The organism is Pseudomonas caspiana (assembly GCF_040224095.2).
Lineage (GTDB): Bacteria > Pseudomonadota > Gammaproteobacteria > Pseudomonadales > Pseudomonadaceae > Aquipseudomonas > Aquipseudomonas caspiana.
In genome coordinates, this window is the sequence record NZ_CP167995.1 from 1,428,136 (window position 1) to 1,440,492 (window position 12,357).

11 protein-coding genes are annotated in these 12,357 nt (G+C 57.6%); 6 read left to right on the forward strand and 5 right to left on the reverse strand.

Translation table 11 applies throughout. The features are described 5' to 3' along the window. Positions 1 to 2 precede the first annotated feature (2 nt). Positions 3 to 794, reverse strand: coding sequence for a crotonase/enoyl-CoA hydratase family protein (locus ABRP31_RS06420; protein ID WP_349971449.1), 792 nt, complete (start codon positions 792 to 794; stop codon positions 3 to 5). A 386-nt stretch (positions 795 to 1,180) separates the two neighbouring features. Here ABRP31_RS06420 and ABRP31_RS06425 point away from each other — a divergent pair, with 386 nt between their 5' ends. Continuing rightward, a complete protein-coding gene (locus tag ABRP31_RS06425; RefSeq protein WP_193441875.1) occupies positions 1,181 to 2,890 on the forward strand; it encodes a DEAD/DEAH box helicase in 1,710 nt (569 codons plus the stop codon). A 206-nt stretch (positions 2,891 to 3,096) separates the two neighbouring features. Here the strand turns inward: ABRP31_RS06425 and ABRP31_RS06430 are convergent, their stop codons facing one another. Then, the gene (locus ABRP31_RS06430; protein WP_349971448.1) at positions 3,097 to 3,864 is read right to left on the reverse strand and encodes a class III extradiol ring-cleavage dioxygenase; all 768 of its coding nucleotides are present in this window, start codon (positions 3,862 to 3,864) and stop codon (positions 3,097 to 3,099) included. Positions 3,865 to 3,967: 103 nt separating this feature from the next. On the opposite strand from ABRP31_RS06430, the gene ABRP31_RS06435 reads away from it, so the two are divergent. Continuing rightward, positions 3,968 to 4,630, forward strand: coding sequence for a thiopurine S-methyltransferase (locus ABRP31_RS06435; protein WP_349971447.1), 663 nt, complete (start codon positions 3,968 to 3,970; stop codon positions 4,628 to 4,630). 124 nt (positions 4,631 to 4,754) lie between these two features. Here the strand turns inward: ABRP31_RS06435 and htpX are convergent, their stop codons facing one another. Next, positions 4,755 to 5,642: a protease HtpX gene (htpX, locus tag ABRP31_RS06440; RefSeq protein ID WP_027902444.1), complete on the reverse strand. Its 888-nt coding sequence runs from the start codon at positions 5,640 to 5,642 to the stop codon at positions 4,755 to 4,757. Positions 5,643 to 5,954: 312 nt separating this feature from the next. Next, entirely contained in the window at positions 5,955 to 7,166 is a 1,212-nt protein-coding gene (locus ABRP31_RS06445; RefSeq protein ID WP_087270992.1) for a pyridoxal phosphate-dependent aminotransferase, read from the reverse strand. 192 nt (positions 7,167 to 7,358) lie between these two features. Between ABRP31_RS06445 and msrB the strand changes: the two genes are divergently transcribed. Continuing rightward, positions 7,359 to 7,757 (forward strand): peptide-methionine (R)-S-oxide reductase MsrB, encoded by a 399-nt coding sequence (gene msrB, locus ABRP31_RS06450; RefSeq protein WP_087270996.1) that lies wholly within the window; start codon positions 7,359 to 7,361, stop codon positions 7,755 to 7,757. Between the two features lie 139 nt (positions 7,758 to 7,896). Then, entirely contained in the window at positions 7,897 to 8,382 is a 486-nt protein-coding gene (locus ABRP31_RS06455) for a glutathione peroxidase (RefSeq protein WP_349971446.1), read from the forward strand. On the opposite strand, the gene ABRP31_RS06460 is transcribed toward ABRP31_RS06455, so the two are convergent. Further along, positions 8,383 to 10,725, reverse strand: a complete 2,343-nt coding sequence (locus ABRP31_RS06460; RefSeq protein WP_087271002.1) for a response regulator — start codon at positions 10,723 to 10,725, stop codon at positions 8,383 to 8,385. It lies immediately after the preceding gene. 224 nt (positions 10,726 to 10,949) lie between these two features. Here ABRP31_RS06460 and ABRP31_RS06465 point away from each other — a divergent pair, with 224 nt between their 5' ends. Continuing rightward, positions 10,950 to 11,840 carry an ATP-binding protein gene (locus tag ABRP31_RS06465; RefSeq protein WP_349971445.1) on the forward strand — a complete coding sequence of 297 codons (891 nt, stop codon included), beginning with the start codon at positions 10,950 to 10,952 and terminating at the stop codon, positions 11,838 to 11,840. Continuing rightward, positions 11,837 to 12,319 carry a GAF domain-containing protein gene (locus tag ABRP31_RS06470; protein WP_087271009.1) on the forward strand — a complete coding sequence of 161 codons (483 nt, stop codon included), beginning with the start codon at positions 11,837 to 11,839 and terminating at the stop codon, positions 12,317 to 12,319. The genes ABRP31_RS06465 and ABRP31_RS06470 overlap by 4 nt, the downstream gene beginning before the upstream one ends. Positions 12,320 to 12,357: the final 38 nt, after the last annotated feature.

Below are 12,357 nucleotides of genomic sequence, written 5' to 3' on the forward strand. Positions count from 1 at the left end.
GCTCAACGTCCGTGAAACGCGCCGGGTCTGCGTTCCTGCATGGCAAGCAGACCCTCTTTGGCATCTTCGGTGCTCATGATTGCCTGGACTCTGGCCGGTAACGCCTGAGCGGCGACTGTTTCGCCTTCAAGCACCGCCTGACGGGCAGAGGCGATTGTTGCGCGAATCGCCAGCGGTGCTTGTTCGGCAATGCGTCCGGCCAGCAGCAAGGCATAAGGCAGCAGGTCCTCCGGGGCAGTGACCTCTTGCACCAGCCCCATGCGACAGGCTTCGTGGGCGTCGAACTCGTCCCCGGTCAGCAGCCAGCGCATCGCGTTGCCCCAGCCCGCGATCTGATGCAGGCGTAACGTGGCGCCGCCAAACGCGAAGATTCCTCGGTGGACTTCAAGCTGCGCGAAACGGGTGGTGCTCGCGCACAGATTGATATCCGATGCGAGCATCAACTCGATACCCAGCGTCAGGCAATAGCCCTGTGCAGCAACGATCACCGGCTTGCTGACCCGCGGGCCGGCGAATACGCCCCAGGGATCACAGCCACCTTCCGGGACCTGCCAGCCATTGATCAGGGCCGGGCCGGCTTCGGCCAAGTCCAGGCCAGCAGTGAAGTGCTCGCCGTGCGCAAAAACTACCAAAACCCGCGCTTGTTCCTCACGTTCATATTCCCCGTAAGCCAGGCTTAACTGGTTGAGCAGTTCCAGGTCGAACGCATTGCGCTTGGCGACACGGTCCAGGCCGATAAGCATGACGTGGTCGTGCAGTTCACGGCTGACGCGGCCTTTTATAGAGGAAGTCATGTAGGAAATCCCTGCGCTTGAAGTAGGATCGGGGGCAGACTATTTGACTGATCGGGTGAACCGTTTAAGCAGGTTCCCCCGTAATGCCGGGCCTGTTGCAAAATAGACACTGTTACAGGTTTGCGCAAAGCCTGTAGGCTTTGGGCATCGGCCATCATTAGTAGTGAAAAAAATCCTCACTTTTTTGCGTAATTCCGGTATAGTGCGCGCCGGTCTTTAACAGGACCCTCGTCAAGGTATTGCAATTCCCCGAAGCCAGCTTCGGCTGCTTGTTCGCTCTGCGGACTATCCTAGGCGATCCATTCATCAAACGTTTTCGCAAATCCCCGCCGACAAAGCAGCCAGGGTGACTTTAGGGTCGTACACGGCACGCGCAGCTTTGGAGCATGGGTCTTTGCGGATGCACTAGAGGCAGACCCATGACCCAGGAAATCGGCGGCTTCGCCGCTCTTGAACTTCATCCTAATATTGTTGCAGCAGTCGTCGCGACTGGCTATGAAGAGCCTTCGGCCATTCAGCAGCAATCGATCCCTATTATCCTTGCTGGCCACGACATGATCGGTCAGGCGCAGACCGGTACCGGTAAAACCGCCGCGTTCGCACTGCCTATCCTGCATCGTATCGACCCAAGCAAGCGCGAGCCGCAAGCACTGATCCTGGCGCCGACTCGCGAACTGGCCCTGCAAGTGGCCACCGCTTTCGAAACCTACGCCAAGCAAATGCCGGGCGTTACCGTTGTGGCTGTCTACGGCGGTGCGCCGATGGGCCCGCAACTGAAAGCAATCCGTAATGGCGCGCAAATCGTTGTCGCTACTCCGGGCCGTCTGTGCGATCACCTGCGTCGTGACGAGAAAGTTCTCGCTACCGTGAACCACCTGGTTCTCGACGAAGCAGACGAAATGCTCAAACTGGGCTTCATGGACGACCTGGAAGTCATCTTCAAGGCCATGCCGGAAACCCGTCAGACCGTTTTGTTCTCGGCTACCCTGCCGCAGTCGATCCGTGCCATCGCTGAGCGCCACCTGCGCGATCCGAAGCACGTGAAGATCCAGACCAAAACCCAGACCGTTACCGCGATCGAACAGGCTCACCTGTTGGTTCACGCTGACCAGAAGACCTCTGCCGTACTGAGCCTGCTGGAAGTCGAAGATTTCGACGCCCTGATCATGTTCGTGCGTACCAAGCAAGCGACCCTGGATCTGGCAAGCGCACTTGAAGCCAAAGGCTACAAGGCAGCTGCACTGAACGGCGACATCGCTCAAAACCAGCGCGAGCGCGTTATCGACTCCCTCAAGGATGGCCGCCTGGACATCGTTGTAGCGACCGACGTTGCTGCTCGTGGTCTGGACGTTCCGCGCATCACTCACGTATTCAACGTTGACATGCCGTACGACCCAGAGTCCTACGTTCACCGTATCGGCCGTACTGGCCGTGCCGGTCGCGAAGGTCGTGCACTGCTGCTGGTGACTCCACGTGAGCGCCGCATGCTGCAAGTGATCGAGCGTGTAACCGGTCAGAAAGTTGCCGAAGTCCGCCTGCCGGATGCTCAGGCTGTTCTCGATGCCCGCATCAAGAAATTGACCAACAGCCTGTCGCCGCTGGTTGGCGATGCCGAGTCGACTCACGGCGAGCTGCTGGATCGTCTGACTGCCGATATCGGTTGCAGCCCGCGCGCCTTGGCCGCTGCTCTGCTGCGCAAAGCTACCAACGGTCAGGCTCTGACTCTGGCAGCCATCGAACGCGAGCGTCCGCTGGTGCCGAACAACACGCCGCGTGAGCGCAGCGATCGTTCGTCGTCGGATCGTCCAGAGCGCAGTGGTGATCGTGAGCGTCGTGCACCGGTCCCATTGGCCGAAGGTCGTGCTCGTTGCCGTACCGCGCTGGGTGCGCGTGATGGCATCGCTGCCAAGAACCTGCTGGGTGCAATTCTCAACGAAGGCGGCCTGGCCCGCGAAGCAATCGGTCGCATCCAGGTGCGCGACAGCTTCAGCCTGGTTGAGCTGCCGGAAGATGGCCTTGAGCGTCTGCTGACCAAACTCAAGGACACCCGCGTTGCAGGCAAGCAGTTGAAGCTGCGTCGCTATCGCGAAGATTGATCAACTTTTGAGTTGATCGTCTGAGACAAAAAATCCCCGACTGGTTCGGGGATTTTTTTGTCTGTGGATTCTGATATGTCGCAGCAAAGCAGGGTTTATGTAGGAGCTCACCGAGGTTACGAGGCCAGCGATGACGGTTTTGTCTGACAGACCGCTATCGCTGGCCTCGTAACCTCGGTGAGCTCCTACAGGATTGGATTCAAATCTCACCCAAACCTGTAGATATCCATCCCCAGCGCGCCCATCGTGAAGCCTTTGTGCGCCACGTTGAATTCACCACCGGCACCCCGGGCGAAATACAGTGGCAGCAAATGCTCGTCACTTGGATGGTTGCGCGCGGCATTTGGCGCCTGTGCCCGGTAGTCATGCAGGGCAGCTTCATCGTTGCTGGCCAGCTTTTCGATCATCCAGTCGCGAAAGTCCTTGGCCCATGGTTCCACGCTTTCCGGTCCGGCGTGCCAGTCCAGCTCGCGCAGGTTGTGGGTGATGCTGCCCGAGCCAATGATCAATACACCCTGATCACGCAAACTGGCCAGCGCCCGGCCGACGCGAGTTTGTAGCGCCGGACCTTCTCTGCTGGGCAGGGAGACCTGAACGATCGGAATGTCGGCATTGGGATACATCAATGACAGAGGAACCCAAACACCATGATCAAACGGCCGCTGGCTGTTCGTGCGTGCCGGCAGTCCGGCAGCCTGCAATAACCCCGTAACTTCAGTGCTCAGCGTCGGCAAGCCTGGGGCAGGGTACTGCACCGCGAACAGGGCGGCGGGGAAGCCGCCGAAGTCATGCCAGGTTTCCGGATGTGGATTGGCGTTGACCAGCAGTTCCTGGCTTTCCCAGTGAGCTGAAACAATAACAATGGCCTTCGGCCTGGGCATCTCGGCTGCGAGACGCGCCAGGGCCGGGCCGCTTTCACCGGGTTCCAGCGCAAGCATCGGCGAGCCGTGGGATATAAACAGGCTGGGGAACATAGTGGGAGTCCTGAGCGTTAAGATGTCTCCATCTTCAGTCAGATCATTGATCTAAATCTAATATAAGTTTTAGCGCTTTTTGATCGAATTATAAGGAGCATCCATGCAGGCCGAATTTTGGCATCAGCGCTGGGCAGCCAACCAGATTGGTTTTCACCAGCAGCAAGTGAATCCTTGGCTCAAGCAGTTCTGGCCTGAACTGCCAGTCGGGCAGGGCGCTCGGGTGTTGGTGCCCTTGTGCGGCAAAAGCCTGGATCTTGTCTGGCTTGCCAGGCAGGGGCATGGAGTGCTGGGCGTGGAGCTGTCAGAAAAGGCAGTTCAGGAGTTCTTCAGTGAGCAGCAGCTAGAGCCGGTCGTCAGCCAGAATGGCGCTTTCAAGGTGTACGGCTGCGAAGGGATCGAATTGTGGTGTGGCGATTTCTTTGCATTGCGTGCCGAGGATGTTGGCGAATGCACAGCCCTTTATGATCGAGCCGCATTGATTGCCTTGCCGCCTGCTATGCGCGAACAGTATGTCGCACACCTTTCATCAATGTTGCCTGCTCAATGTCATGGGCTGCTGATTACGCTGGATTACGATCAGGCAAAGATTGATGGACCGCCGTTTTCCGTTCCGGACGAGGAGGTGCAGCGACTGCTGGCCGGGGGCTGGGAGCTGGACATATTGCAGACCAGCGACGTCCTAAAGGGCAGTGTGAAGTTTGAGCAGCGCGGTGTGGAGCGTCTGGAGGAGCGGGCTTATCGGCTGGTGCGATATGACCTGTAGGAGCTGCCGAAGGCTGCGATGGCGGTACGTCAGGCTGAAATGCCTCGCAGCCTTCGGCAGCTCCTACAGGTTACGCACTCATATAAAAACCCGGCACCAGGGCCGGGTTTTTTATGCCGCTCGATCAACCGCGGCGACGCAGTGCTTCGATACGATCTTCCAGAGCCGGGTGGCTCATGAACAGCGCAGCCAGGCCGCTCTTCAGGCCACCGTTGATGCCGAAAGCCGTCAGGCTGTCAGGCATTTGCACTGGCACGCCCTGTTCGGAACGCAGACGTTGCAGGGCGCCAATCATGGCGCTGGTGCCCGCCAGTCGCGCACCGGCTTCGTCAGCACGGTATTCACGTTTGCGCGAGAACCACATGACGATGGCGCTGGCCAGGAAACCCAGAACCAGTTCGGCAAAAATCGTGGTCACGTAGTAAGCGATACCCTGACCGTTTTCGGTCTTGAAGATCACCTTGTCGACGAAATTACCGATGATACGGGCGAAGAACATGACGAAGGTGTTCACCACACCCTGCACCAGCGCCAGGGTCACCATGTCGCCATTGGCAACGTGACCGATTTCGTGCGCCAGTACCGCTTTCACTTCATCGGGGGAGAAGCGCTCGAGCAGGCCCTGGCTGACGGCAACCAATGCATCGTTCTTGTTCCAGCCCGTAGCGAAGGCGTTGGCTTCGTAGGCAGGGAAGATCCCGACTTCTGGCATCTTGATGCCAGCGTCGCGGGACAGTTGCTCAACGGTTTGCACCAGCCATTGTTCATGACGGGTGCGCGGCTGGGTGATGATCTGTGTGCCGGTGCTCATTTTCGCCATCCACTTGGAGATGAACAGCGAGAAAAGCGAGCCGGCGAAACCAAATACAGCGCAGAAGATCAGCAGCTGATTGAGGTTTAGATCAACCCCATTGGCCGCCATGAACCCGTTGAAGCCAAAAAGGCTCAGGGTGATGCTGGCAATCAGCACGACCGCCAGGTTAGTGGCCAAAAACAGCAAAATGCGCATCATGGTTTGGATGTTCTCCTGTGACGAATATGTAACGCGTTGCGGGGTATATAAGGTGATGTAGACGGCTATTCAACCCGGCGACTATTTCAAACTGTGTCGTCTGGCGCGAACCAGTTGCATTCGCTTTAGGCAAACAGGTCCCGCCCCAGAGCGACTGGCTCTCAGTGCGGTCATGCGTACATTGTTTTTTTGTATTTCGGCACAAGCGCGGTCCAGCAATAGCGATCCCAAACCCGGGAATCGCTATGACCGCGAAGAGACTCCAGGAATTCCCGCGGGCCACATTTTCATGCGGCGCCGCGGGCCCTGTTATTACTGACGATACGTCTTGAGGAAGTTGCCGATGCGACCGATGGCCTGATCCAGGTCGTCGACACGCGGCAGGGTCACCACGCGGAAGTGGTCAGGCCACGGCCAGTTGAATGCAGTGCCTTGAACGATCAGCAGCTTTTCCGACAGCAGCAGGTCGAGGGCAAACTTTTCGTCGTTGTGAATCGGGCATACCTTCGGGTCGATGCGCGGAAACGCATAGAGCGCGCCCATTGGCTTCACGCAACTGACACCGGGAATGTCGTTGAGCAATTCCCAGGTACGGTTACGTTGCTCCAGCAGGCGACCGGCAGGCAGTACCAGGTCGTTGATGCTCTGGTAGCCGCCCAGCGCCGTCTGAATGGCGTGTTGGCTTGGCACGTTGGCGCACAAGCGCATGTTGGCCAGGATGTCGATGCCTTCGATATAGCTTTGCGCGTTGTGTTTAGGGCCCGAGATGGCTACCCAGCCGGAGCGGAAGCCCGCGACGCGATAGGATTTGGACAGGCCGTTGAACGTCAGGCACAGCACGTCAGGTGCCAGCGACGCGGTGCAGATGTGCACAGCATCATCGTAGAGAATCTTGTCGTAAATCTCGTCGGAGAACACCACCAGATTGTGCTGACGCGCCAGTTCGAGCATGCCTTCCAGTACTTCTTTGGAATACACGGCACCGGTCGGGTTGTTCGGGTTGATGATCACCATGGCTTTGGTGTTCGGCGTGATCTTGGCCTTGATGTCAGCCAGATCCGGCCACCAGTTGGCTTGCTCGTCGCACAAATAGTGCACTGGGTTACCACCGGCGAGGCTGACAGCAGCCGTCCATAGCGGGTAGTCCGGAGCGGGGATCAGCACTTCATCGCCATTGTTCAGCAGTGCCTGCATCGACATCACGATCAGTTCGGAAACGCCGTTGCCCAGGTAGATGTCTTCGATGCCGACGCCTTCAACCTGCTTCTGCTGGTAGTACTGCATTACGGCCTTGCGCGCGCTGAACAGGCCTTTGGAGTCGCTGTAGCCCTGTGCGGTTGGCAGGTTGCGGATCACGTCCTGCAGAATTTCGTCCGGCGCTTCGAAACCAAATGGCGCAGGGTTGCCGATGTTCAGCTTGAGGATGCGATGACCTTCCTCTTCCAGGCGTTTGGCGTGCTTGAGCACTGGGCCGCGAATGTCATAGCAGACGTTGGCGAGCTTGTTCGATTTGCTGAACTGCATGGTGATTGATCCCGAAAATGGACGAGCCGTAGCGAGTAGAAAACCTGGTTCGCCGGGTATGACGCCGTAAAAATGAGTTTGTATGGGCGAAACGTGAGTGACAGACTGGCGCCTAACGAGGCGCAATGATACGTGCCACCTGATCTGTGGAGAAGATACAGATCAGGCTTTTTCGACTGCGGAGGTGTACCTGTGGAAAAGTTGGACAAAACGCTTGAGGAATGGCGGGCCATGCTTGACCCGGAGCAGTACAACGTTTGCCGCCTTAAAGGCACCGAACGTCCGTTCTCCGGCAAATACAACAGCACCAAGACCGACGGTGTCTATCATTGCATCTGTTGCAACGAGGCGCTGTTCGACTCCACCACCAAGTTTGATTCCGGCTGCGGCTGGCCAAGCTTCTACGCGCCGCTTGAGGGCAGTGCTGTGGTCGAAGTGCGTGATGTCAGCCACGGGATGATTCGTACAGAAGTGGTCTGCGCCAAATGTGACGCGCATCTGGGCCACGTATTCCCTGACGGCCCGCCGCCAACCGGCCTGCGTTATTGCATCAACTCGGTGTGTCTGGATCTGGTACCCCGCGGCGTCTGAATCGCCTGATTTTCCACAGGAGCGCACGAGCAGGTCTTGTGTAGTCGGTTATAGGCCTCCATCACTCCCGGAAATTGAGATGCGCGCCAATCAATGGCGCGCTAATTTCATGACCCGTTTCTCATCAAGGATTACTGTCATGAGCGCCAATCTGCTGAGCATTCCGGTAACGACCATCAAGGGCGAATCGAAAACCCTTGCAGACTTTGCCGGCAAGGCCGTGTTGGTGGTCAACACGGCCAGTAAGTGTGGTTTTACCCCACAGTACAAAGGGCTTGAGAAGCTTTGGCAGGATTACAAGGATCAGGGGCTGGTCGTATTGGGCTTTCCCTGCAATCAGTTTGGCAAGCAGGAGCCGGGTAACGAAGGGGCGATTTCGGAGTTCTGCGAGCTGAATTTTGGGGTGAGCTTCCCGTTGTTCAAAAAAATCGACGTCAATGGTAGCGACGCACATCCTTTGTTTGTTCAGTTGAAAAAGGAGGCACCCGGACTGCTGGGCTCGGAACGTATCAAGTGGAACTTCACCAAGTTTCTGATTGGCAAAGAGGGGCAGTTAGTCAAACGTTTCGCGCCGCTGACCAAGCCTGAAGAACTCACCAGCGAAATCGAAGCGCTGCTCAGATAATCAGTCTGCGGGTAGCCATTGGTCCAGCAGGCTGATCAGCTCGGAGCGGCGAAACGGCTTGGCCAGATAATCACTCATGCCTGCCGCCCGGCAGCGTTCGCGCTCCTCGGGCATGGCATTGGCGGTCAGCGCAATGATCGGCAGTTGTGGCCAGCGTCCGCTTTGGCGGATCTGGCGGCTGGCTTCGTAGCCGTCCATGACCGGCATGTTGCAGTCCATCAGGACCAGATCGAACGCATGCTGTTCAAGCTGCTCCAGCGCTTCGCCGCCGTGACCGCTGACAATCACCTCGCAGCCCAGCTTGCTTAGCATGCCTTTGGCCACCAGTTGATTGACGGGGTTGTCCTCGACCAGAAGGATCCTCGCCGGACGCATTGCTTTTGTGTCACCCGCATCGGCATCCATGTCGGTTACCTGCTCAGGTTGCAGCGTGCGACACAGGCTTTGGTAGAGCGCGTTGCGCGCCAGTGGGCGCGCATGCTGTTGAAGTGGTGCGAGGGCACTGACCTGTTCACTGGGCATGAAGTTGCCGTAGGCCGTCACCAGTAAAATCGGCACATCGATGGCTGGACGCATGCCGAACAGGCATTCCGGGCAATCGGTGATCACCAGGTCCGGGGCAATCTGTGCCTCCATGTCCAGCATCTTGTCGTCCATGCTCCAGCGCCGAAAGTCGATGCCCCATTCAGGCAGTAAATGCCCCAGCAGCTCTACCAGCCCGCTACCGGCCGTGCTGACGACCACGACATTCCCTTTGAGCTGAGGCGGGGTAACCGCTGGGTGATGCACAGGCAAAGGCAGGTCTGCGCAGAACTGGCTGCCGAATCCGGATTGGGACTGGATGCTCAGGCGTCCCGACATGGCCTCGCACAGGCTGTGGGTCAATGCCAGGCCCAGCCCCGTTCCGCCAAACTGCCGCGTAATCGCAGCCTCAGCCTGAGTAAATGGCTGGAAAATCCTTGCCTGCGCTTCTTGGGCAATGCCGATGCCGGTGTCGTGGACTTCAATGCGGACCCAGTTTTCTTTCGTTTCAGGATCGTGATGGTTGCTCAATCGCACATCGACCCGGCCGAAGCGGGTGAATTTCAGCGCGTTGGAGAGCAGGTTGCTGACAATTTGTCTGACCCGGGTTGGGTCACCCAGCACCAGGGCGGGAAATTGTGTATCGATGAAGCACGTCAACTCGACGCTGGGCGCGGCATTCTGAGACAGCAGATTGGCGGTGTCCTCGATCAACACGCCCAGATCGAAGGGAATCCGCTCCACCTGCAATTGGCCTGCGTTGTATTTGGACATGTCGAGGATGTCGTTTAGCAGCTCCACCAGCACCTTGCCTGAGTCGTGGGCAATGGACAGTTGCTGTCGCTGTTCGGCGCTGAGCGGGCTATCGAGCGCCAAAGCGAGCATGCCTAGCAGACCGTTGAGCGGCGTGCGGATTTCATGGCTCATGTTGGCCAGAAACGCAGTGCGGGCTTGAGCCATGTCCAGCGCGGTGCTGCGCGCGATTTTCAGTTCTTCGTTGGATTTGCTAAGCCGCGCATTGCTGGCCTTCAGTTCGGTGGTACGTGCCGAAACGATGTCTTCCAGTTCATTGCGGTGCGCCGTCAATCTGTCTTCGGCTTCTACCCGGCGTGCCAGTTCTGAAGCGATGTTTGCGAACTGGCGATTGGCGACATCCACCAGCACGCCGATTTCATCGTTTTCATGTTTGGGTGGGCATTGCAGCGATTTTGCCGTGGGGTCGCTCGAGTCGCGCCTGGCCAGGGCGCGTATCACGTCAACCAAGGGCTTGGTCAGGGTCAGGTAGAACAACATGGTCAGCACGCCCGCCAGTATCAGGCTGCGCACGAAACCGTTGAGCAGGGTGATGCCCGAGCGCTGCAGGAAATGGCTGCCAAAGGCGAACGTATCTACGTTCAGACGCAGGACGCCGATGGATTCATTAGGCAGGTGTGCCAGGTTCAGGATGTCTTCGAACTGGCGGCTTTCACCGAAAAGAAAGTCGCTGACAATCCGGTAGCGACTTTGCGAGAACGGGCGCTCGACGCTGGAGAGCACCACATTGTTGTTATCGGTCAGTCTGGCGCCGACTACCGCAGGTGATTGCAGCAGGCCCAGAGTCAGTTCCTGAGCCAGTTCAGCGTCGATGTTGTAAGCGATGCGAGAGGCCGGGTTGTGGCTGATTTCCAGCAGCGAGCGAATTTCACGATTAATGGAGGCATCTTCGCTGGCATAATCGATAGCGATTTGTATCACGCTCAACAGCGTTCCCAGAACGAAGCCGAGTAGCACCGTCAGGCGGGCCTGTTTATAGGAGAGCCGGTTAGTAAACGCTATGTCCATAAGGGTACTGCCACTTCTCGTGTCCTTCGCGGGGGCAAGCATAGCCGATCGGAGCTGGCTCTCATCAAGCTACTTATAGTTAACTGAATCGAAATGAATTTTCGTGGGGCCGGCTTTAGCCGTGAAGGCGTCAGCAGAGTCTGCTTATGTCTGTGATCGGACCTGCTTCTTCACTGCCGAGGCCAGTCCCGTCGTGTTTACCGCGTGTTAACCAAGGAGCCATCGTGGACTCTCGCTTGAATGCTTTTCTCGAACGCGCCGATGCTGTTTTGGCACGGCTGGAACCACTTTTGCCAGCGCCTCGCGAGGCGGTCGACTGGTCACACTCCATGGCTGCACGCTGGGTTCGTGAAGGTCGTAGTGGTTATCTGCTGCCGCTTGAGGTCAGCCTGGACATGCGTCTCTCGGATTTGATCGGTGTAGATTTGCAGCGCGAGCAACTGGGCCGCAACACTCGTCAATTCATCGACGGTCTGCCCGCAAACCATGCGTTGCTCTGGGGCTCGCGTGGGACCGGTAAATCCTCGCTGATCCGCGCGCTGCTCGCCGAGTATGCTCAGGCGGGTTTGCGACTGATTGAAATTGAACGCGATCACTTGGGCGATTTGCCGCGAGTCGTCGAGCAACTGCAAAAGTTGCCGCAGCGTTTTGTGCTGTTTTGCGATGACCTTTCCTTTGAGGCAGGGGAGAGTGATTACCGGGTTCTGAAAAGTGTGCTCGACGGTTCTCTGGAGCAGGCACCGGACAACGTTCTTCTTTATGCCACCTCCAACCGTCGTCACCTGGTGCCGGAAAAGGAGAGTGACAACCTCAACTGGCAGCACGTGGACGGTGAGCTGCATCCAAGTGAAGCAGTAGAAGACAAGATTGCCCTGTCAGATCGTTTTGGTCTGTGGCTGTCGTTTTATCCATTCACTCAGGAGCATTACCTGAATGTGGTTGAGCACTGGATTACGCAACTCGCGCTGGCAGCCGGTCTGAGCTGGCAGCGTGATGAGGAGCTGGATAAGCACGCGGTCCGCTGGGCGACCGGGCGGGGCAACCGCAATGGCCGGTGTGCCTATCAATTCGCACGTTACTGGGTAGGTTTGAAATTGCTGGAGCAACAACCATGATCGATTTGCAAAACACCGGTGCCGGTCTGGAAGGCTATAGCCTTTTGGCTGCGCAGCTGGAATCTCTATTGGCTGATGAAAAAGACTTTATCGCCAACGCCGCGCAGTTCTCGGCCTTCTTATACAACCAGATCGACGATCTGAACTGGGCGGGCTTTTACCTTAATCGCGATGAAGAGCTGGTGCTCGGGCCGTTTCAGGGGCAGATCGCCTGTGTCCGAATCCCGTTTGGTCGTGGGGTATGCGGCGCGGCTGCGCAAAGCCGACAAACCCAACGGGTCGAAGATGTGCACGCTTTTCCGGGCCATATCGCCTGCGACAGCGCGTCGAACAGCGAGCTGGTTGTGCCGTTGGTAAAGGAAGGGCGTTTGATTGGGGTATTGGATCTGGACAGTCCGAAGACAGGACGCTTCTCGGAGCAGGATCAGGCGGGCATTGAGCAGTTGGCGGCTATTTTTCTGAAATCGACCGATTGCTGAAGTTCTGGTCGGCGCATTGCCTGAGGCATGTGCGCCGA

Excerpts from the sequence above, each read along its gene's own strand:
- ABRP31_RS06420 (WP_349971449.1), bottom strand. The coding sequence starts at position 794 with ATGACTTCCTCTATAAAAGGCCGCGTCAGCCGTGAACTGCACGACCAC.
- ABRP31_RS06425 (WP_193441875.1), top strand. The coding sequence starts at position 1,181 with ATGGGTCTTTGCGGATGCACTAGAGGCAGACCCATGACCCAGGAAATC.
- ABRP31_RS06430 (WP_349971448.1), bottom strand. The coding sequence starts at position 3,864 with ATGTTCCCCAGCCTGTTTATATCCCACGGCTCGCCGATGCTTGCGCTG.
- ABRP31_RS06435 (WP_349971447.1), top strand. The coding sequence starts at position 3,968 with ATGCAGGCCGAATTTTGGCATCAGCGCTGGGCAGCCAACCAGATTGGT.
- htpX (WP_027902444.1), bottom strand. The coding sequence starts at position 5,642 with ATGATGCGCATTTTGCTGTTTTTGGCCACTAACCTGGCGGTCGTGCTG.
- ABRP31_RS06445 (WP_087270992.1), bottom strand. The coding sequence starts at position 7,166 with ATGCAGTTCAGCAAATCGAACAAGCTCGCCAACGTCTGCTATGACATT.
- ABRP31_RS06455 (WP_349971446.1), top strand. The coding sequence starts at position 7,897 with ATGAGCGCCAATCTGCTGAGCATTCCGGTAACGACCATCAAGGGCGAA.
- ABRP31_RS06460 (WP_087271002.1), bottom strand. The coding sequence starts at position 10,725 with ATGGACATAGCGTTTACTAACCGGCTCTCCTATAAACAGGCCCGCCTG.
- ABRP31_RS06470 (WP_087271009.1), top strand. The coding sequence starts at position 11,837 with ATGATCGATTTGCAAAACACCGGTGCCGGTCTGGAAGGCTATAGCCTT.